This window comes from Mesorhizobium sp. B2-1-3, from assembly GCF_006442495.1.
Lineage (GTDB): Bacteria > Pseudomonadota > Alphaproteobacteria > Rhizobiales > Rhizobiaceae > Mesorhizobium.
Genome location: NZ_VFWL01000014.1, coordinates 88,531 through 108,416, shown reverse-complemented (window position 1 = coordinate 108,416; position 19,886 = coordinate 88,531). Strand labels below are relative to the sequence as shown.

17 protein-coding genes, 1 tRNA gene and 1 riboswitch are annotated in these 19,886 nt (G+C 63.3%); of the genes, 13 read left to right on the top strand and 5 right to left on the bottom strand.

Going from position 1 to position 19,886, the window contains the following annotated elements:
• The first annotated feature begins 57 nt into the window (after positions 1-57).
• Complete coding sequence (locus FJ973_RS21840; RefSeq protein WP_140557647.1) at positions 58-408, top strand: DUF952 domain-containing protein; 351 nt, start codon at positions 58-60, stop codon at positions 406-408.
• Positions 405-1,484, top strand: coding sequence for a quinone-dependent dihydroorotate dehydrogenase (locus tag FJ973_RS21835; protein WP_140557646.1), 1,080 nt, complete (start codon positions 405-407; stop codon positions 1,482-1,484). The genes FJ973_RS21840 and FJ973_RS21835 overlap by 4 nt, the downstream gene beginning before the upstream one ends.
• Here FJ973_RS21835 and FJ973_RS21830 read toward each other — a convergent pair.
• Positions 1,477-2,739: an MATE family efflux transporter gene (locus tag FJ973_RS21830; RefSeq protein WP_246675925.1), complete on the bottom strand. Its 1,263-nt coding sequence runs from the start codon at positions 2,737-2,739 to the stop codon at positions 1,477-1,479. The genes FJ973_RS21835 and FJ973_RS21830 overlap by 8 nt on opposite strands.
• 228 nt (positions 2,740-2,967) lie before the next feature.
• On the opposite strand from FJ973_RS21830, the gene FJ973_RS21825 reads away from it, so the two are divergent.
• Positions 2,968-3,870 (top strand): histone deacetylase, encoded by a 903-nt coding sequence (locus FJ973_RS21825; RefSeq protein WP_140557642.1) that lies wholly within the window; start codon positions 2,968-2,970, stop codon positions 3,868-3,870.
• A 3-nt stretch (positions 3,871-3,873) separates the two neighbouring features.
• On the opposite strand, the gene FJ973_RS21820 is transcribed toward FJ973_RS21825, so the two are convergent.
• Entirely contained in the window at positions 3,874-4,137 is a 264-nt protein-coding gene (locus FJ973_RS21820; RefSeq protein ID WP_140513271.1) for a DUF6460 domain-containing protein, read from the bottom strand.
• 441 nt (positions 4,138-4,578) lie between these two features.
• On the opposite strand from FJ973_RS21820, the gene FJ973_RS21815 reads away from it, so the two are divergent.
• The 5 genes from FJ973_RS21815 to FJ973_RS31000 all read left to right on the top strand — a co-directional run bounded on the left by FJ973_RS21815 (position 4,579) and on the right by FJ973_RS31000 (position 10,015).
• Positions 4,579-5,607: a glycosyltransferase family 2 protein gene (locus FJ973_RS21815; RefSeq protein WP_140513269.1), complete on the top strand. Its 1,029-nt coding sequence runs from the start codon at positions 4,579-4,581 to the stop codon at positions 5,605-5,607.
• Positions 5,608-5,676: 69 nt separating this feature from the next.
• Positions 5,677-7,167, top strand: a complete 1,491-nt coding sequence (locus tag FJ973_RS21810; protein WP_140557640.1) for a hypothetical protein — start codon at positions 5,677-5,679, stop codon at positions 7,165-7,167.
• A 202-nt stretch (positions 7,168-7,369) separates the two neighbouring features.
• Positions 7,370-9,262, top strand: a complete 1,893-nt coding sequence (locus tag FJ973_RS21805) for an acyltransferase family protein (protein WP_140557639.1) — start codon at positions 7,370-7,372, stop codon at positions 9,260-9,262.
• 108 nt (positions 9,263-9,370) lie between these two features.
• Positions 9,371-9,444, top strand: a tRNA-Gly gene (locus FJ973_RS21800).
• A gap of 205 nt (positions 9,445-9,649) precedes the next feature.
• Positions 9,650-10,015, top strand: coding sequence for a hypothetical protein (locus FJ973_RS31000; RefSeq protein WP_181170935.1), 366 nt, complete (start codon positions 9,650-9,652; stop codon positions 10,013-10,015).
• Here FJ973_RS31000 and FJ973_RS21790 read toward each other — a convergent pair.
• Entirely contained in the window at positions 9,993-10,982 is a 990-nt protein-coding gene (locus FJ973_RS21790) for a LysR family transcriptional regulator (protein ID WP_140496609.1), read from the bottom strand. The genes FJ973_RS31000 and FJ973_RS21790 overlap by 23 nt on opposite strands.
• 287 nt (positions 10,983-11,269) lie before the next feature.
• Between FJ973_RS21790 and chvE the strand changes: the two genes are divergently transcribed.
• From chvE to araD1, 4 genes are all read left to right on the top strand, one after another.
• Positions 11,270-12,340 carry a multiple monosaccharide ABC transporter substrate-binding protein gene (chvE, locus tag FJ973_RS21785; RefSeq protein ID WP_140496611.1) on the top strand — a complete coding sequence of 357 codons (1,071 nt, stop codon included), beginning with the start codon at positions 11,270-11,272 and terminating at the stop codon, positions 12,338-12,340.
• Positions 12,341-12,438: 98 nt separating this feature from the next.
• The gene (gene mmsA / locus FJ973_RS21780) at positions 12,439-13,971 is read left to right on the top strand and encodes a multiple monosaccharide ABC transporter ATP-binding protein (protein WP_140496613.1); all 1,533 of its coding nucleotides are present in this window, start codon (positions 12,439-12,441) and stop codon (positions 13,969-13,971) included.
• Positions 13,968-15,260, top strand: a complete 1,293-nt coding sequence (gene mmsB, locus FJ973_RS21775) for a multiple monosaccharide ABC transporter permease (RefSeq protein WP_140496616.1) — start codon at positions 13,968-13,970, stop codon at positions 15,258-15,260. Before mmsA ends, mmsB begins: the two co-directional genes overlap by 4 nt.
• Positions 15,261-15,458: 198 nt before the next feature.
• Entirely contained in the window at positions 15,459-16,451 is a 993-nt protein-coding gene (gene araD1, locus FJ973_RS21770) for an AraD1 family protein (RefSeq protein ID WP_140496620.1), read from the top strand.
• A gap of 48 nt (positions 16,452-16,499) precedes the next feature.
• Here araD1 and FJ973_RS21765 read toward each other — a convergent pair whose 3' ends face one another.
• A complete protein-coding gene (locus tag FJ973_RS21765; protein ID WP_140496622.1) occupies positions 16,500-17,273 on the bottom strand; it encodes an ABC transporter substrate-binding protein in 774 nt (257 codons plus the stop codon).
• A 98-nt stretch (positions 17,274-17,371) separates the two neighbouring features.
• Positions 17,372-18,466 carry a 2'-deoxycytidine 5'-triphosphate deaminase gene (locus tag FJ973_RS21760; protein ID WP_140496624.1) on the bottom strand — a complete coding sequence of 365 codons (1,095 nt, stop codon included), beginning with the start codon at positions 18,464-18,466 and terminating at the stop codon, positions 17,372-17,374.
• A 77-nt stretch (positions 18,467-18,543) separates the two neighbouring features.
• Positions 18,544-18,621: riboswitch (SAM riboswitch) on the top strand.
• A 57-nt stretch (positions 18,622-18,678) separates the two neighbouring features.
• On the opposite strand from FJ973_RS21760, the gene FJ973_RS21755 reads away from it, so the two are divergent.
• A complete protein-coding gene (locus FJ973_RS21755; protein ID WP_140513257.1) occupies positions 18,679-19,866 on the top strand; it encodes an O-succinylhomoserine sulfhydrylase in 1,188 nt (395 codons plus the stop codon).
• The last annotated feature ends 20 nt before the right edge of the window (positions 19,867-19,886 follow it).

The window sequence follows — 19,886 nt, the reverse complement described above, 5'->3', positions numbered from 1 at the left end:
GGGGAAGATCCTTGGCACGGCCTTCCCCGCACGGCTGGTTCGGACTATAGCGCAACCATGTCTCAGATTATCTACAAGATAACCCCGGAAGGGCCTTGGCGCGAGGCCGAAGCGAACGGCCGCTTCACCGGAGCGCCGATCGATGTCGCCGACGGCTTCATCCATTTCTCCACGGCGGCACAGGTCAAAGAGACGGCGGCGAAACATTTTGCCGGCCAGGCGGGGCTTCTGCTGGTCGCCATCGACGGGACCAGCCTGGGCGATGCGCTAAAATACGAGGCCTCCCGCGGCGGCGCGCTGTTTCCGCACCTCTACGGCGTGCTCGACCTGAAAGCCGTGCTGTGGGTCCGGCCGCTCCCGCTCGGCGCCGACGGCACCCACCAGTTCCCCGCGCTGGAGGCCAAATGAGCGTGCTCGACCGGATTGGCCAGAAGCTGCTCTTCACGTTCGACCCGGAAACCGCGCATGGCCTGTCGATCGCGGCGCTGCGCTGTGGCCTGCCGGTCGGCGCACGGACGGCGCGCGACACACGGCTGAAGGTCAGCCTCTGCGGCCTCGATTTTCCCAATCCGCTCGGCATGGCTGCCGGTTATGACAAGAATGCCGAGGTGCCCGATGCGCTTCTCGGCCTCGGCTTCGGCTTTGCCGAGGTCGGCACGGTGACGCCGCTGCCGCAGCCTGGTAATCCGAAGCCGCGCATCTTCCGGTTGCCGGCGGATGAAGCGGTGATCAACCGGCTCGGCTTCAACAATGAAGGCCATGCGGCCGCCGAAAAGCGCCTTGCCGGCCGCGAGGGGCGCTCCGGTATCGTCGGCATCAACATCGGCGCCAACAAGGACAGCGCCGACCGCGTCAGTGACTATGAGCGCGGCGTCATCCGCTTCGCGCCTTACGCCAGCTATCTCACCGTCAATATTTCCTCGCCCAATACGCCCGGCCTGCGCACCATGCAGGCGCGCGAACAGCTTGGCGAGCTCCTGTCGCGCGTCATGGCCGCGCGCGCGGCGGCGGCAAGGCAGCCGCCGGTGTTTCTCAAGATTGCGCCGGACCTGGTCGAAGCCGAGCTGGAAGACATCGCCGCCGAGGTCACCCACAACGCCATAGACGGCATCATCGTCTCCAACACCACCATTTCTCGCCCGGCGCTACGCTCCAGCGGCGCGGCAAGCGAGACCGGCGGGCTTTCCGGCCGGCCGCTATTCGAGCGCTCGACCATCGTGCTGGCCCGTATGCGCAGGCTGCTGGGGCCGGACATGGCCATCATCGGCGTGGGTGGGGTCAACTCCGCCGAGACGGCGCTCGAGAAGATCCGCGCAGGCGCGGATCTCGTCCAGCTTTACACCGGCATGATCTATGCCGGGCCGGCGCTGCCGGGACGCATCGTCGCCGGCATGGCGCGTTTCGCCGAGACGGAACGGCTCAAGTCCATCAGCGATTTGCGCGACCGTCATCTCGACCAATGGGCTTCAAGGTCGCTCAACTGAACGCCGTCCGCAGCCGTAACCGCAGGATGGCCAGCAGGCTGAGGCCACGCACCAGCAGGAAGACATGCAATGCCGCCCAGAGGCCATGATTGCCGAAAGCGGGCGCCAGCGTCATCAGCGCGGCGGCGAAGGCCAGGAAAGACAGAAGCATCATGTTGCGCATGTCGCGCGACCAGGTCGCGCCGATGAAGACGCCGTCCATCTGGAAAGCCAGCACGCCGCTTAGTGCGGTGAAGGCCGCCCAGGGCAGGTAGGTGTCGGCCACCGAGCGGACTTCCTGCGACGTGGTGACGACGGCAACCAGATTGGCACCGGCCAGCAGAAGCACCAGGGTTGCGGCGCCCGCCAATCCGAAACCCCAGAACAGGGTCAACCGCACCGCGCGCCGGAACGGGTGCTCAGCCCGCGCACCGACGGCGCGGCCGGCGAGCTGTTCCGCGGCGGTGGCGAAACCGTCGAGGAAATAGCCTGCGACGAGGAAAAAATTCATCAGCACGGCGTTGGCGGCCAGCGTGACCGTGCCGAATTGCGCACCCTGGCGGGTGAACAGCGCAAAGGCGGCAAGCAGCGAGAACGAGCGGATCATGATATCGCGGTTGAGCGACAGCATGCGCAGGAACGCGCTCATGTCGAGCAGGCGTTGGCGTGGCACGGGCGGGCTTGCCCTGAACCGCCTGATGACGATGGCGAGGCCAAGCAACATGGCCAGGAATTCGCCGGTGACGGTTGCCCATGCGACGCCGGCGACGCCCCAGCCAAGCTCCAGGCCAAGCAGGATGCAGAGCGCGATGTTGATGCCGTTCAGCACCAGCTGCAGCACCAACCCGAGCCCGCCCTCGCCTCGGCCGAGGACATAGCCGAGAATGGCGTAGTTGATCAGCGAGAAAGGTGCCGCGAGCAATCTGATGCCGATATAGACGCCCATCGCCTCGCTGACGCGCGGCCCGGCATCCATGAACCACCGCCCGCCGGCCGCGATCAGCGGCGAAAGCGCCGCCAGCACGATGCCGGCGACAACAGCGATCAGCACCGCGCGCCAGAACACCGCCTGTTCCTCCAGCGCGTCGTTGCGCCCGAAAGCCTGGGCGACCAGACCGGTGGTGCCGGAGCGCAGGAAATTGAAGGTGGTGAAGACGACGTCGAAGACCAGCGCGCCTGCCGCCAGGCCGCCAAGCAAGGCGGCGTCGCCGAGCTGTCCGACAACAGCCGTATCGACCATGCCGAGCAGCGGCGTCGTCAGGTAGGCGAGCGTCATCGGCACGGCGATGACGAGCACCGTGCGGTTGGTGACGACAAAGGAGCCGGGAACGATTGGGGATCCGGCGTCGGCTGGGATTGCACCCTTCTCCAAAGAATTGCTGCCTTGCTGATTGCGGCTTGATCGAACAGCCGGTGTGCCCCATTTTCCGGCCACCGCGCAATCCATCCTTGCCATGGCGGCCAACCGAAATTCCGGTCTGGCGCGAGCCGCCGGATCCGGTCCATGTCCCTCCAGATCGTCCATCACCCCGACTACGACGCCGGCTTCGCCGTCAACCATCGCTTTCCGATGAGCAAATATCCGCTGCTGATGGAAGCCTTGCGCGCACGCGGACTGGCCGTGCAGGGGGCGCTCAGCATGCCGGAAGCCGCGCCCGCACCATGGCTGAAGCGTGCCCATGCGGCTGACTATGTCGACCAGGTCATCAGCTGTTCGGTGCCGGAAAAGATCGAACGCGAGATCGGCTTTCCGGTCGGCCCGCGCGTCTCGCTGCGCGCCCAACTCGCCACCGGCGGCACCGTGCTGGCGGCCCGGCTGGCCTTGCGCCACGGCATTGCCTGCAACACCGCCGGCGGCAGCCATCATGCGCGGCGCGCGCAAGGCGCGGGCTTCTGCACCTTCAACGACGTCGCCGTCGCTTCGCTGGTGCTGCTTGCCGAAGGCGCGGCGCGGAACATACTCGTGGTCGATCTGGATGTGCATCAGGGCGACGGCACGGCGGATATCCTGGCCGGCGATCCGCGCGTGTTCACCTTCTCCATGCATGGCGAGCGCAACTACCCCGCGCGCAAGATCGCCTCCGACCTCGATGTCGCACTGCCCGACGGCACGGGCGATGCCGCCTATCTCGAAAGGTTGGCTGCCATCTTGCCGGAGCTGTCCGCCCATGCGCGCTGGGACATCGTTTTCTACAATGCCGGCGTCGACGTCCATGCCGAGGACCGGCTCGGCAGGCTGGCGCTTTCAAACGACGGGCTTCGCGCCCGCGACGCCATGGTGATCGGTCACTTCCGCTCGCGCGGCATCGCGCTATGCGGCGTCATCGGCGGCGGCTATTCGACCGACGTGGCCGCGCTCGCGGCGCGCCATGCCATTCTGTTCGAGGCGGCGGCGGACTACGCCTGACCGCTATTTCCTGTAGTTGGCGATTCTGAGCAGGATGAACGCCGGAACCACGATCGCCGCACCCAGCAGAATATAACCCAGGAAGCGGTCGATGGCATGGAAGCCCAGATTCCAGAGATCCAGGACGAATTTGCGGATGCCATAGAGCACGTCCATCGGCGACCAGCCGAAGGCGGTCATGACGAGGCCGACGAGGAACGACACCACCAGCAACTTCAGGAGTACCCTGAGCGGGGTGTCGCCGAGAAAGCGCGTCAATGCGGACAAGACCTGTCTCCGGCTCTGATCGCCCGATTCGGCGACAGGATCAGAAATACGCACTTGGCCGCCCCGCTTCAAGCCGGGCGGGCCAAGGCTCTGAACCTGGCTGACAAAGCCTATGACGGCCGGTCCGGCGGTGCCGCCGGCTTTTCATGATAGGAATTTTTTCCTTGACGGGGTGAAGGCAACTATGGTAGATATTTGGCTATGGTGCTGAGTTGCGCCAGGGACCCGCCGCACAGGCGGGTTTATCCGTTCAAGGCTCCGTCAACAGCGCACCGTCGAAGGCTCCGAAGGAACACGTTAACGCGGATCGTGCCCTAGTACCAAGCCGGCGACCATAGGCGCATGGCAGGCGAGCAGCCGGTGGCGGCTGATCGCGGCCGGCTTATCTGTTTTCTAACCAATTGCCGCTATTGCCATTCCTGGAGCGGGAGCCAGGCTTTGATGGAAGCGGAAAAAATCGGCGCGCGCCGCGCGGTCATGCTTTCGGTTGTCGTGCCGTGCTATAACGAGCGGGACGGCGTGGCTGAGCTTCACCGACGCGTCACCGCCGCTTGCCTGGCGCAAAACCCTTCCTACGAGATCGTGCTCGTCATCGACGGGGCGACCGACGGCACCCGCGAGGCCGTTTTCGAACTGGCGCAAAAGGACGACCATGTCGTCGCCATCGACCTTGCCCGCAACTATGGCCACCAGATCGCGCTGAGCGCGGGGCTGGAGTTCTGCCGGGGCCAGCGCATCCTCATTCTCGATGCCGATCTCCAGGATCCGCCTGAACTGCTCGGCGCGATGATGGCCAAGATGGATGAAGGCTTCGATGTCGTTTACGGTCAAAGGGCCAAGCGTGATGGCGAAGGCTGGTTCAAGCTGGCTTCCGCGTCGATGTTCTACCGGCTGCTGCGCCGGATGGTCGACGTCGAGATCGCGCCGGACACCGGTGATTTCAGGCTGATGAGCCGCCGCGCCCTCGACCATCTGAACGCCATGCCGGAGCGCTACAGGTTCATTCGCGGCATGGTGAGCTGGATTGGGCTGAGACAGGCCGCCTTCTCCTATGAGCGGCAACGGCGTTTCGCCGGCGCCACCCACTATCCGCTCAAGAAGATGGTCCTCCTGGCTGTCGATGCGATGACCAGCTTTTCCATCGCGCCGTTGCGGTTTGCCTCGCTTCTGGGAATGCTTTCCGGCGTGCTGGGGATGGTCGTGCTCGGCTATACGCTGCTCGAGTGGTCGCTGGGAAACGTGCTGCCGGGTTGGACCAGCCTTGCCGCGATCATGCTGATCCTGGGCAGTGTTCAGCTTCTGGTGCTCGGCATATTCGGCGAATATCTCGGCCGGATGTACATGGAGACGAAGCGGCGGCCGCTCTATTTCGTCAACGAGATCGTTTCGCGAAGCGATGTGGCCGTCGAAAACCAGGACCTGCCTGTCCACCGCCTCCAGGAAATGGTGAAGAGAGCCGCGCGTGGCTAAGGCGACGATCGACCGGCCGCAACGGGACCTCTCGACCGGAACGAACGCGAAATGGCCGGGAGCCGCGACATGAACCAAGCCACGGCAATCGCGATGGCTACGCCGTCGCTCGAGGATGCACAGCGCAGCAGGCTGTTGTTCTGTCTTTTCTGCGCCTGCACCGTTGCCTACGTGCTGATGAGGCATGCCAACTCCCTCCTTCTGGATCCTGACAGCTGGTGGCAGGTGAAGGTCGGGCTGGATTTCCTGGCGAACCGGACATTTCCGACCGTCGACCCCTATTCCTATACCTTCGCCGGCCAGCCCTGGATCGCCAAGGAATGGCTGGGGCAGGTGCTTCTGGCGCTCGCCTATGGCGCCGGTGGCTGGAATGGCGTCGTCACGCTGATCATCGCCACGATCGGCCTGACAGTCTTCCTGATGGGATGGTTCCTCAGCGCATGGCTGAAGCCGGTGTTAGCGGTGGTGCTGGCTTTCGTCGCGGCTTTCCTTGTCGCCCCGATCTATACGGCGCGCCCCCACGTTTTCACGTTGCCGATCATCGTCATTTGGACGGCAATGCTGTTTCGCGCGGCGCAGGAGGAAAGAGCGCCATCCCCGTGGCTGCTCGCGCTCGTCGTGTTGTGGGCGAACCTGCATGCCACGTTCACCTTGAGCTTCGTCATCGCCGGCTTTGCCGGTCTGTATCTCCTGTCGCGCATAGGCCTGTCGAAACCAGCTCTTTTGGCGAAATGGGTCGCGTTCGGCCTGCTTTGCCCAGTGGTCAGCCTGGTCCATCCCTATGGCGTCAAGGCCATCCTGGCGACGCTTACCGTCGCCTATGGCAACGAGGCGGTGCCGCTTATCCTGGAGTGGCGGCCCTTCAACGCCCAGGAAGAGCTCGTCAAGGAAGCCGTGATGCTGCTGGCGCTTTTCGGGCTGTTGGTGTCACGGCTGCGGATTGGCTGGGCCAAGGCACTGTTCATCGTCTTCACCTTGCATGCCTATCTCAGTCACCAGCGGTTCATGTATCTGTTCTTCCTTCTGGTTCCGCTGGTGATCATGGCTGAGGTCGCACAGCAATATCCCGCACTTTCAGCCGCGACCTGGCTGGCGCAAAAGCGTGACGGATTGGAAAATTTCTTCGCCAGGCATTACTACGCCATCTCAGGCGCGGTGGCCGTCCTGCTGATCGGCGCGGTCTCGGTCCTCGGCAGCGTCCAACAGATCGCGCCGAGCCCGAAGACGTCCGCCAGCGGAGCACTCGCCTTCGCAAGGGATCAGCACCTGTCCGGCAACGTGCTGAATTCCTACAATTTCGGCGGCACGCTGATCTTCCACGGGATCAAGACCTACATCGACGGCAGGACGGACCAGCTGTTCCTGGACGGGTTCACGAAAACCGACGACGCGACCGGACACAGTGACGGCAAACCACTGCTCGAGGCCCGGCTGAAGAAATACGCCATAGGCTGGGCGCTGCTGGCGGCCGGCGACACCCGCATTCCCTTCTTCGAGGAATTGGGCTGGAGGCGGGCCTACGCGGACGAATACGCCGTGATCTACCTGCCCGGCGCCTGATCCGCGGCGCCGGCCCAAACCGGCTTCGGCCCTCCAGCATTCGCCTTGACACCGATGTTGCGGTGCAGCAAATTGCACCGGAGAGGACGAACAAAGTGGGATCGAGAATCAAGGCTTTCTCGCATCGCGGCAATGCCGCCGCATGGGCCGGCGAACCGGGTGCGCCACGACTGCCGCCGGCCATGGCGCGCGAACCGGTCGCATGAACTACAGACGCGACATCGACGGCCTGCGGGCCATAGCGGTGCTGCCTGTCGTCCTCTTTCATTTCGGCTTGTCCGCCATCCCAGGCGGCTTCACCGGCGTCGACATCTTCTTCGTCATATCGGGCTATCTGATCAGCGGCAGCCTGCTCGACGATCTCGAACGCGGCCAGTTCTCGATCGGCCGCTTCTATTGGCGCCGCGCGCGGCGCATCCTGCCGGCGCTGACCTTCGTCATCGTGCTCGCAGGCACTGCCGCCTGGTTCATCCTTTTGCCATCGGACCTGCACGAATTCAGCCTCAGCGTCATCGCGGCCTCGACCTTCTGGTCGAACATCTATTTCTGGAAGACGACGAACTATTTCTCGATCGACGCCGAGCTGCGGCCGCTGCTGCACACATGGTCGCTCTCGGTCGAAGAGCAATATTACATCTTCGCGCCGATACTGGTGTACCTGATCTATCGCTATGCCTCGAAACGCTGGCTGACGATATTGCTGCCGATCGCGATCGGCAGTTTCGCCCTGGCGGTCATGGCGACCTCGATGGCGCCCACGGCGGGTTTCTACCTGTTGCCGACGCGCATCTGGGAACTGGCGCTGGGGGCCATGCTGATGCTGAGAAAGCCGCCGGCACTTGCCAACCGGCCGGCAATGGAACTGATCGGCCTCGCCGGCTTTGCCATGGTCGCCTTCGGCTTCGTCACGATTTCAGAGAGCGACCCCTTTCCGGGCTACAATGCCTTGTTCCCCTGCATCGGCACCGCCCTGCTCATCTATGCCGGCCACGAAAGGGCGGGCGAACAGGGGCCGGCAACCATCGCCACGCGGGCGTTGCAGTTTCCGCCGCTCGTCTGGATCGGCCTCATTTCCTATTCGCTCTACCTCGTCCATTGGCCGATCAATTCCTTCGTCCATTACGTTTCGCTGAAAGCCATCGGGGTGCCGACGATCATCGCCATGACGGTGGCGAGCTTCGCCCTGGCGGCGTTCTCGTGGAAATATGTCGAGCAGCCGTTTCGGCGGAAACGGGCCTACACCGCACCGCTGCCTATCTTCGCCTTTTCCGCGACGGCAATCGTCCTGCTCTGCGTCGGCGGCGTGGCCGGGGCGCTCGGCAACGGTTTTCCGGAACGCTTCCCGGACTTTTCAACGGAACGGATCCAGGTTGGCGACTGGCGCAACGGCATCTGCTTCAACGAAGGCTCGAACCGGATCGAGGACTGGAACCTTGCCGCCTGCACCCGAACGAGCGGCTTTGCCACCAATGTGCTGTTGTGGGGCGATTCCTTCGCCGCCCACTATGTCTCGGGACTTGAAGCCAACGCCCAGAAAATCCAGGCTAACGTCATCCAATACACCTATGCCGGCTGCCCCCCGGACCTGACCTATTTTTCCTATGCCCGACCTGCCTGTACCAGCTTCAACGAGCGGGCCCTGTCGATCATCCGCGAAGCCAACATTCAGGCCGTGATCCTGAGTGGCCGATGGACCGACTACGAGGTCAGGGGCTTCGGCGGTCTCCAGAAGACGATCGACCGGCTTCGCCAGATGGGCGTCAAGGTCTACGTCATCGGCCAGTCTCCCGAATTCATCGCCGACGTCCAGAAAATCGCCTTCTTGGCAAGACGAGGAGATACCGCGAACATGTCCTGGCCGATGGCCATGGATCCGGACATCAACAAGCGGGTTCTGCCCTTCGTCAAAGGCGCTGACTTCATAGACCCGCTGACCTATCTGTGCGACGCCGCAGGCTGCTCGTATGCCGATGCCGGCAACAAGCAATTTCTCTATTTCGACTATGGTCACTTCTCTTCCGCGGGCGCAGCACTCGCCATCTCGAGATACTGGCCGAGCTTTGCAGCCGGCACCGAGATCGCGAAAGTGAGATAGCAGACGGAACCGGCATGCGGCGCGCCGGTCGCTGGGACGGTACCGTGTGAAAAGTGAGCCGCTTTGCGATTGCCCGATGGCCAGCCCTCATGGTAACGAGGCTGCTGCGCGGGTATGATGTAATGGTAGCCTGTCAGCTTCCCAAGCTGAACGCGCGGGTTCGATTCCCGCTACCCGCTCCAGTCTGCTCCGCAAGGGCTTGCGCCCTTGCCAAGCCGCTCCAACTACCGGTTTCTCGCGCAGTTCCGGGAAAACCGCTCCAGCCGTTTTCCCGGCATCGCTTTAGAGCCAAACACTGACCCAGACGCGCCTGCGCCAGCAGCGGATATGGCGGCGGCCGCGGCGCCAATAGCTGCGGCAGACCCTGCGCCAGGCGCGGCGGCGCCCATGACGACGGTGCCGGCGATGCCACCGGCGATGCGAGATCTGCTCCACCTCGGCTTGATCGTCTCCTTCGAAGACGGCCGCATCAGCCCTGTCGAGGTCGTCCTTGTCGAGCTCGTCAAGGATTCCGTTGCCGTTCGGGACCCCGGCAACTGCTGTGCCGGGCCTGGCCAGGCCTGCAAAAGCAACGGCCCCCGCGACGCCAAGCATTCCAGTAAGAAACAACCGACGTTCCATCAAAATCTCCCGAGTTGTTTATCATCGGCGTATCGTTCCCCGGCTCAAAACGAGCTCCGGCGCGAACGCCGATTGGCCTTTGAACGCACTTACCTGGTTTTTGTTCCGGTCATCCCACTTCGCGCAGGATGAAGTCATGCAGCATCTTTGCCGCCGGCGACAGGGCGCGGTTCTTCACCGTAATCAGGCTGTAGGGCCGGACCTCGATGTCGAATTCGGTCTGGACGACATCGATGGCGCCGGCCAGCCCTTCGGGATTCTGGATGAATTTCGCCACCTGGATCGAGACCGGCGCGATGGCGTCGGAGTGCGCGACCATGACCAGGGTGAGGAGCAGCGAACTGGTGTTGAGGATCCGGTCCGGCAGCGCGATGTTGCGGTTCAGGAAATTGCTCTCCATGGCCTGGCGCAGCGGCGAGCCGCCGGACTGGAAAACCCAGTCATAGGCCGCGGTCTCCTCCAACCGCACCGCCTTGCCCTCGGTCAGCGGATGGCCCCGGCGCACGATCAGGCAGGCTTTCTCGACGCCGATGACACGGGACTCGAACAGCCGCGGGTTGAGATCGTCGGGGATGCGCGCGATGATGAAATCATGGCGCGATGCGATCAACTCGCGCGCCAGCACATTGGAGGTCTCGACCTGCATGGTGATCTCGATGCGCGGGTAGATGCGGCGGATTTCCCGGATCGCCGGCACCGCCAGCTCGATCGCGGGCGCCGTCACCGCACCAAGGAACACCGAGCCGCCCTTGCCCGCCTTGAGTTCGGAGATCTCGCGATCGACCTCGCGCATCTCCAAAAGGATGGAGCGCGCGCGCCTGGCGAGCGCCTTGCCATAGGGCGTCAAGGTGACGCCGCGCGGCAGCCTTTCGCAGAGCGTAACGTCCAGCACGGCTTCCATCTCGGCGATCATGCGCGAGGCCGCCGGCTGTGAGATATTCATGACCTGGGCGGCGGAACTGACCCGGCCGTGATCGTCCAGTGCAACGATCATGCGCATATGGCGCAGGCTGAGGCCGCTGCGCAGCAGGGTCTCGCCGTCACCGGGGAGCACCTCGTAACCTTCTGAAATCCCGCCAGGATTGCGCAACGTTGCCATGGATTTCCCTTCGCTCCCAATGCCCTGAGTTCAGCGTCAACGTATACCAGTTTCGGTATAGCAATCATCAAAGATCGCATTTGACAGTTATGGCAAAGGGACACACCCTTCGCGCGTCCTGGGGCGTGCCAGTCGATGACGAGGAAAATCGTGTCGATTGAATCAGTCCCAGGGCCGATTGGGAGGATACCGGAGATCGATAGACGACAGCGGCGCTTGCGCTCCTGCTCGCCTGCGCGGCCCGCGAAGCCCCGAGGTGTCGCGTCCATCAACCAGGGAGAGTAATTGTGAAGATCATCAAGACGCTGGCCGCCGTCGCGGCCCTTGGCATCGCTGCCATGACCTATTCGGCGCACGCCGCCGACAAGGGTCTCGTCGGCGTGCTGATGCCCACCAAGACCTCGCAGCGCTGGATCAACGACGGCGATGCCGTCAAGTCCCAGCTCGAGGCTTTGGGCTATACGGTCGACCTGCAATATGCGCAGGACGACATCCCCAACCAGCTCAGCCAGCTGGAAAACGAAATCACCAAGGGTCCGAAGGCGCTGATCATCGCCTCGATCGACGGCACCACCCTGTCGGATGCGCTGCAGAAGGCCGCTGATGCCGGCGTCGTCGTCGTCGCCTATGACCGCCTGATCAAGAAGACGCCCAATGTCGACTACTACACCACGTTCGACAATTTCGGCGTCGGCGTGATCCAGGCGAATTCGCTGGTCAAGGGCCTCAAGGAGCGCTTCCCGAATACCAAGCCGTGGAACGTCGAACTGTTCGGCGGCTCACCCGACGACAACAACGCCTTCTTCTTCTACAACGGCGCGATTTCCGTCCTGCAGCCGCTGATCGATGACGGTTCGATCAAGATCAAGTCCGGCCAGACCGGCATGGACAAGGTCGGCACGCTGCGCTGGCTCGCCGCCACCGCCCAGGCGCGCATGGACAATCTGCTGTCAGCCAACTATTCGGACGGCAGCCGCGTCGATGGCGTTCTGTCGCCCTATGATGGCCTGTCGCGCGGCATCACCGCCTCGCTGCGCGCTGTCGGTTACGGCACGGAGGCCCAGCCGTGGCCGATCGTGACCGGCCAGGACGCCGAGACCGCCTCGGTCAAGCTGATCATCTCGGGCGAGCAGTACTCGACCGTGTTCAAGGACACCCGCGAACTGGCCAAGGCCACCGTCGAGCTCGTCGACAAGGTGCTCTCGGGCGGCAAGCCGGAAGGCCTCGACACCAAGACCTACAACAACGACGTCAAGGTCGTTCCCTCGATCCTGCTGACGCCGCATGAGGTCGACAAGTCGAACTACCAGGCCCTGGTCGTCGACTCCGGCTACATCAAGGCCGACGAACTGAAGTAAATTCGGTTGTATAGCCAGGGGTCCTGCGCAACGCAGGGCCCCTTTTCGTTCACCAGCGACCCCGGTATTGTTGCGGGTCTCGCAGGAGCACTTTACCCATGGCCTCGACGATTTTGGAGATGCAGGACATCACCAAGACGTTTCCCGGCGTCAAGGCGCTGTCGAACGTCAACCTTCGGGTCGAGGAAGGCGAGATCCACGCCGTGGTCGGCGAGAACGGCGCCGGCAAATCGACGCTCATGAAGGTGCTGTCGGGCGTCTATCCCTCCGGCACCTATGACGGCCAGATCATCTTTCAGGGCCAGGAATGCCAGTTCAAAGGCATTCATGACAGCGAACGCAAGGGCATCGTCATCATCCACCAGGAGCTTGCGCTGGTGCCGATGCTGTCGATCGCCGAAAACATCTTCCTCGGCAACGAACACGCCCGATACGGCGTCATCGACTGGAATGCCAACGAGGCGCGCACCAGCGCCCTGCTGAAGAAGGTGGGCCTCAAGGAGGACCCCAAGACGCTGATCACCAATATCGGTGTCGGCAAGCAGCAGCTGGTCGAAATCGCCAAGGCGCTGAGCAAGGAGGTCAAGCTCCTGATCCTCGACGAGCCGACGGCGTCGCTCAGCGAAAAGGACAGCCAGGCGCTGCTCGACCTTCTGCTCGAATTCAAGCGACAAGGCATGACCTCGATCCTGATCTCGCACAAGCTCAACGAGGTGAACCGGGTCGCCGACAAGGTGACCGTCATCCGCGACGGACGAACCATCGAGACGCTGTCCAGGAAGGACATCTCGGAAGACCGCATCATCACCTCGATGGTCGGCCGTTCGCTCGACGACCGCTATCCGCCGCGCGAGCCCGATATCGGCGAGGTCGTGTTCGAGGTGAAGAACTGGTCGGTCTATCACCCGCTCCATGCCGAGCGGCAGGTGATCAAGGGCATCGACATCAATGTGCGCAAGGGCGAGGTGGTCGGCATTGCCGGGCTGATGGGCGCCGGGCGAACCGAATTCGCCATGAGCCTGTTCGGCCGCTCCTATGGGCGCCGCATCACCGGCGAGGTGCTGCTCAAGGGCAAGCCGATCGACGTCTCCTCTGTGAGCAGGGCGGTCGAACACGGCATTGCCTATGTGACCGAGGATCGCAAGACCTACGGCCTCAATCTCATCGACCATATCAAGCACAACATTACGCTGGCCAATCTCGGCGGCGTGTCGCGCCACAGCGTGATCGACGATTTGCGCGAGCTTGCCGTCGCCAACGACTATCGCAAGCAGACCAACATCCGCGCCTCCAGCGTCTATCAGATGACCGGCAATCTTTCCGGCGGCAACCAGCAGAAGGTGGTGCTGTCGAAATGGCTGTTCGCCGACCCGGAAGTGCTGATCCTGGACGAGCCGACGCGCGGCATCGATGTCGGCGCCAAATATGAAATCTATACGATCATCGCGCGCCTTGCGGCCGAAGGTAAGGCGATCGTGGTCATCTCGTCGGAAATGCCAGAACTGCTCGGCATCACCGACCGCATCTATGTCATGAACGAAGGCCGCATCGTCGGCGAAATGCCCGCGGCGGACGCAAGCCAAGAAAGAATAATGCGCGCCATCGTTCGGGGAGAAGGAAAAGCAGCATGAGCACGGAAAGCGCCCCCGCCCCGCAAAGCAACGTCGCCGAAGATGTAGGGCAGCGTCCACGCATCGCCGTATCGGCGCTGGCGACGAACCTGCGCGAATACGGCCTGATCCTGGCGCTGATCGCCATCATGGTGTTCTTCCAGTTCACCACCTCGGGAACGCTGTTCAAGCCGGTGAACCTGAGCAATCTGGTGCAGCAGAACTCCTTCATCATCGTGATGGCGCTCGGCATGCTGCTGGTCATCGTATCGGGCCATATCGACCTCAGCGTGGGGTCCGTGGCCGGCTTCATCGGCGCGCTGGCGGCGATGATGATGGTGATCTGGCCTCTCGGCATATTCAGCAACCCGCTGGTGGTCTCCATCGTCTGCCTGATCGTGGGCGGCCTCATCGGCGCGGCGCAAGGCTACTGGATCGCCTACCATCGAATACCGAGCTTCATCGTGACGCTGGCCGGCATGCTGATCTTCCGCGGCATCTGCCAGGCGCTGCTCGGCGGCGGATCTTCGGTCGGGCCGCTGCCGCCCGAGTTCAAGGCACTCAGCTCCGGCTTCATTCCAGATGTCATCGGACCGCTGACGCTGATCCCGCCAACGGTGAATGCAGCCGGCAAGACGATTATGGGCAGCGGCCTGACGCTGCACATGACGACGATCGTGCTGGGCCTGATCGCCGTGCTGGCCTATGCCTATTTCGGGCTGCGGACGCGACGCAAACGCGAACGCCACGGCTATGAGGCCGAGCCCTTTACCCTGTTCGTCATCAAGACGCTGGTCGGCAGCGCGCTGGCGCTGTTCCTGGTCTACCAGTTCGCCAGCTATCGGGGCCTGCCGGTGGTGCTGCTCGTCATGGGCCTGCTGATCTCGCTGTTCGTCTTCGTCACCAAGCGCATGACGATCGGCCGCCGCATCTATGCGATGGGCGGCAATGCCAAGGCCGCGCAGCTGTCGGGCATCAAGACCGAGCGCCTGACGCTTTACGTGTTCGTCAATATGGGCGTGCTGTCGGCGCTTGGCGGCCTGATCATCGCGGCACGCCTTGGCCAGGCCGTGCCGGCGGCAGGCCTCGGCAGCGAGCTCGACGTCATCGCCGCGGTGTTCATCGGCGGCGCCTCGGCGATGGGCGGCGTCGGTCAGGTCATCGGCGCGGTGGTCGGCGGCTTCATCATGGGCGTGATGAACAACGGCATGTCGATCATGGGCGTCAATGTCGACTGGCAGCAAGTGGTCAAGGGCCTGGTGCTGCTCGGCGCCGTGATCTTCGACGTCTACAACAAGAACAAGGCCTGAACAGGCTTCAGGCGAGGCAAGCAGGAGGCATACGGTCGCGGCGCTGCCGGCAATTCGCCGGCTTGAAAAAGTCCTTCAGGACCGAGCTCGCGAGCGCAATCCGGACGACGAGTTCAACCCGTGGCACGGCCAGTCCGAGCCGCGCAGGTCAGGGTTTGCCAGAAGGCAGCCATGCCAAGATATGAGAGAGGACTGATCATGCTGATCTCGCAGATTCTCGACGACGCCGAGACAATCCGTGTCGTTGCACGCACGGGCGGCAAGACCCGGATCATCAACGGCGCGCGCAGCGTCTATTCGCTGGCGATGGAAGCCGCTCGTACCGGCGTGGGCCTTGCCGCGCTGATCGAACGCAAGGGACTTGGCGAGACCGTCGATCTCGACGCCGCCTACAAGAAGGGGCGGCTGCTGTCGCCGATCAATCATCCCGATCCGGCGCATCTGCATCTGACCGGCACGGGGCTAACGCATCTCGGCTCGGCGGCGACGCGCGATTCCATGCACAAGAAGCTCAGCACCGACGGCGAGGAGCAGCTCACCGATTCCATGAAGATGTTCCGCATGGGGCTGGAAGGCGGCAAACCCGCGAAAGGCCAGATCGGGGTGCAGCCGGAATGGTTCTACAAGGGCAATGGCACGATGGCCGTGGCGCCGGGTGCCGCGCTCCTGTCGCCGGCCTTCGCCAAGGATGCCGGCGAGGAGCCCGAGGTTGCCGGCATCTATGTCATCGGCGACGACGGCGCGCCGTTCCGGGTCGGCTTCACGCTGTCCAACGAATTTTCCGATCATGTGACCGAACGCGTGAACTACCTCTTTCTCGCCCATTCCAAGCTGCGCAACGCTTCCTTCGGACCGGAGATCCTGGTCGGCGACCTGCCCGCCGACATCAGGGGCTCCTCACGCATCTGGCGCGACAGCAAGTTGATGTGGGAAAAGCCGTTCCTGTCGGGCGAAGCGAACATGTCGCACACCATCGCCAATCTCGAACACCACCATTTCAAATATTCGGCTTTCCGCCAGCCGGGCGACGTGCATGTGCACATGTTCGGCACCGCGACCCTGTCCTTCGCCGACGGCATCAAGACCGAGGCCGGCGACGTGTTCGAGATCGAGGCCGGCGATTTCGGCCTGCCGCTGCGCAATCCGCTCGAAATCGAACAGCCGGTGAAGGTGGCGGTGAAGGCGCTGTGAGATGAGCGTGATCTCCTCCCTGGTGGGAGGAGATCGGCAGCTTCCATCTCAATAAATATCGAAGTCGAAATACTTGTCCTGGATCTTCTTGTAGGTGCCGTCGGCGACGATGGCGTCAATGGCTGCGTTGAGCTTGTCGCGCAGCGCCGTATCCTCGAGACGCACGGCAATGCCGGCTTCGGTCTCGGTGCCCTTGACGTCACCGACCATCTTGCAGCAACCGTCGCTCGCCTTCTTCATCCAGTCCATCAGCACGAACTTGTCGGAAAGGACGGCGTCGAGGCGGCCGTTCTGGAGATCGGTGATTGCCTCTTCCTGGGTCGGATAGAGCTTCGCTTCGGCGCCGGCCTTGCCATAGACGTCCTGGGCGTAATTGGCCTGCGTGGTCGCCGCCTGGGCGCCGACCGTCTTGCCGGTGAGTGCCGCCGGTTCGGTCGAGGCGATGTCGCTGTCCTTCAGGGCGACGAGCGACAGCGGCGTCGTATAATATTTGTGGGTGAACGCGACCTGCTTCTTGCGCTCCTCGGTGATGCTCATCGAAGCGATGATGGCGTCGAACTTCTTGGCCTGCAGCGCCGGGATAATGCCGTCCCAGTCCTGGGTGACGATCTCGCATTCGACCTTCATCTGCGCGCACAAGGCGTTGGCGATGTCGATGTCGAAGCCCTCGACCTTGCCGTCGGGCGTGATGGTGTTGAACGGCGGATAGGCTCCCTCGGTGCCGATCTTGATTTTCTCCGCCGCATGCGCCGACAGGGCGCCGGCACCAAGCGTCAGCATGGCGGCGGCCGCCGCCGATATTATCCATTTCGAAATCTGCATTTTCATTCCCCTTGAGCGCCGCCACGTCGGCGGCCGGCGAGGCAGCCAAGCATGGCGAGCCGGCGCAGGCAAGTATCTTGCCTGACGGTGATGAGCGTTCAGGGCGCGGCGCGAAAGTGCTTGGACAGCTTCAGGCCCTGCGCCTGGTAGTTCGAGCCGAGCTCGGTGCCGTAAAGCGCCTGCGGCCGCTTCAGCATATGCTCGTAGACCAGCCGGCCGACGATCTGGCCATGATCGAGGATGAACGGCACCTCATGGCTGCGCACTTCGAGCACGGCGCGGCTGCCGGTGCCGCCGGCCGCCGAATGGCCGAAACCCGGATCGAAGAAGCCGGCATAGTGGACACGGAACTCGCCCACCAGCGGATCGAAGGGCGTCATTTCGGCCGCGTAGAGCGGCGGCACATGCACCGCTTCCTGGCTGACGAGGATGTAGAACTCGTCCGGATCGAGCACCAGCTCGCCGGCGCCGCTCTTGTGGATCGGCTCCCAGAAGTCGACGATCTCCTGCGCCGCGCGTTTGTCGACATCGACGAGGCCGGTATGGTGTTTGCCGCGATAGCCGACCAGCCCGTCACTGTCGCCGTTGAGATCGATCGACAATGCGATGCCGCCGCCGGAGATGTTCGGCGGTTCGGTGGCGACCAGCATTTCGGCCCGGTGCAATTGATGCAACTCTGCTTCCGAGAGCAGCGCATTGCCGGTGCGGAAGCGTATCTGCGAAAGGCGCGAGCCGGCGCGCACGACGATCGGGAAGGTGCGTGGGCTGACTTCGAGATAGAGCGGACCATGATAGCCGGCGGCGATCTTGTCGAACTCGTGGCCGCGATCGGTCATCACGCGGGTGAAGATATCGAGCCGCCCGGTCGAGCTCTTGGGATTGGCGGACGCCGAAATTTCCGCCGGCAGCGCCAGGCTTTCGAGCAGGGGCACGATGTAGACGCAGCCGGTTTCCAGAACGGCGCCGTCGGCCAGGCTGATCTCGTGCAGCTTCAGCCGGTCGAGTTTTTCACTGACCTTGTGGTTGGGACCCGGCAGGAAGGACGCGCGCACCCGCCACGCCTTGTCGCCGAGCCTCAGATCAAGGCTGGCCGGCTGGATCTGGTCGGCGTCGAGCGCACGCGACGACTTCAGCGCGCCGGACTGGAACAGCGCCGCAATGTCCTGATCGGGAAGAATTCCTGTCTGCCGCAAAGTCTGGCTCCGCTCTGCTGGTACAAATCTCTTAATGAAGCCGGCAATTGACGCAAGCGTGGCGCGGGTCTAAAGGGTCGTTATCCCGTGGTGATTTGGCCGGTCGGCTTGCAGCCACGTTAAACAAGTCGCTAAAGGACCGTCGGGCCGCAAGGCCGCATGGACCGGTTGCGACTTTTTCGCGGCCGGTTTTTTTGTGTTTGGATAGGACGATGACGAGCAAGACGCGCAACTGGAAGCCTCAGACCGCACTCGTGCATGGCGGAACCCTGCGTTCCGGCTTCGGCGAGACTTCCGAGGCGATATACCTGACCCAAGGCTATGTCTATGAGACGGCCCAAGCCGCCGAAGCCCGCTTCAAGGGCGAGGAACCGGGCTTCATCTATTCGCGCTACGCCAATCCGACCGTCGACATGTTCGAGAAGCGCATGTGCGCGCTCGAAGGCGCCGAGGACGCGCGCGCCACCGCGTCCGGCATGGCGGCGGTGACGGCAGCCCTCCTGTGCAGCGTCAAGGCCGGCGATCATATCGTTGCGGCGCGCGCCCTGTTCGGCTCCTGCCGCTGGGTGGTCGAGACGCTGGCGCCGCGCTACGGCATCGAGGCGACGCTGGTCGACGGCACCGACATCGCCAATTGGGAAAAGGCGGTTCGGCCCAACACCAAGCTGTTTTTCCTGGAAAGCCCGACCAACCCGACGCTTGAGGTGGTGGACATCGCCGCCGTCGCTTCGCTTGCCAATTCGATCGGCGCGCGGCTGGTCGTGGACAATGTCTTCGCCACGCCGCTGCAGCAGAAGCCGTTGCAGCTCGGCGCGCATATCGTGGTCTATTCGGCGACCAAGCACATCGATGGCCAGGGCCGATGTCTCGGCGGCGTCATTCTGTCGGACAAGAAGTGGATCGACGAGAACCTGCACGATTATTTCCGCCATACCGGCCCCAGCCTGTCACCGTTCAATGCCTGGACGCTGCTGAAGGGCCTGGAAACGCTGCCGCTGCGCGTGCGCCAGCAGACGGAGAGCGCCGGCAAGATCGCCGATTTCCTGGCCGAGCAGCCGGAGATCGCCCGCGTGATCTATCCCGGGCGCGCCGACCATCCGCAGGCTGACGTCGTGAAGAAGCAGATGTCGGGCGGTTCCACCCTGATCTGCTTTGACGTCAAGGGCGGCAAGCAGGGTGCCTTCGCCTTGCAGAACGCGCTCGACATCGTCCTGATCTCGAACAATCTCGGTGACGCCAAAAGCCTGATCACCCATCCGGCGACGACGACGCACAAGAACCTCAGCGACGAAGCGCGCGCCGAGCTCGGCATCGGACCCGGCACGCTCAGGCTGTCGGTCGGGTTGGAAGATACCGACGATTTGCTGGACGACATCGCGCAGGCGTTGAAGGCCCGATGAGGACTGGTGGCAGACCGAGG

Excerpts from the sequence above, each read along its gene's own strand:
- FJ973_RS21825 (WP_140557642.1), top strand. The coding sequence starts at position 2,968 with ATGTCCCTCCAGATCGTCCATCACCCCGACTACGACGCCGGCTTCGCC.
- FJ973_RS21830 (WP_246675925.1), bottom strand. The coding sequence starts at position 2,739 with ATGACGCTCGCCTACCTGACGACGCCGCTGCTCGGCATGGTCGATACG.
- FJ973_RS21835 (WP_140557646.1), top strand. The coding sequence starts at position 405 with ATGAGCGTGCTCGACCGGATTGGCCAGAAGCTGCTCTTCACGTTCGAC.
- FJ973_RS21805 (WP_140557639.1), top strand. The coding sequence starts at position 7,370 with ATGAACTACAGACGCGACATCGACGGCCTGCGGGCCATAGCGGTGCTG.
- mmsB (WP_140496616.1), top strand. The coding sequence starts at position 13,968 with ATGAGCACGGAAAGCGCCCCCGCCCCGCAAAGCAACGTCGCCGAAGAT.
- FJ973_RS21815 (WP_140513269.1), top strand. The coding sequence starts at position 4,579 with ATGGAAGCGGAAAAAATCGGCGCGCGCCGCGCGGTCATGCTTTCGGTT.
- FJ973_RS21755 (WP_140513257.1), top strand. The coding sequence starts at position 18,679 with ATGACGAGCAAGACGCGCAACTGGAAGCCTCAGACCGCACTCGTGCAT.
- FJ973_RS21810 (WP_140557640.1), top strand. The coding sequence starts at position 5,677 with ATGAACCAAGCCACGGCAATCGCGATGGCTACGCCGTCGCTCGAGGAT.
- FJ973_RS21840 (WP_140557647.1), top strand. The coding sequence starts at position 58 with ATGTCTCAGATTATCTACAAGATAACCCCGGAAGGGCCTTGGCGCGAG.
- mmsA (WP_140496613.1), top strand. The coding sequence starts at position 12,439 with ATGGCCTCGACGATTTTGGAGATGCAGGACATCACCAAGACGTTTCCC.
- FJ973_RS21790 (WP_140496609.1), bottom strand. The coding sequence starts at position 10,982 with ATGGCAACGTTGCGCAATCCTGGCGGGATTTCAGAAGGTTACGAGGTG.
- FJ973_RS31000 (WP_181170935.1), top strand. The coding sequence starts at position 9,650 with ATGACGACGGTGCCGGCGATGCCACCGGCGATGCGAGATCTGCTCCAC.
- araD1 (WP_140496620.1), top strand. The coding sequence starts at position 15,459 with ATGCTGATCTCGCAGATTCTCGACGACGCCGAGACAATCCGTGTCGTT.
- FJ973_RS21765 (WP_140496622.1), bottom strand. The coding sequence starts at position 17,273 with ATGCAGATTTCGAAATGGATAATATCGGCGGCGGCCGCCGCCATGCTG.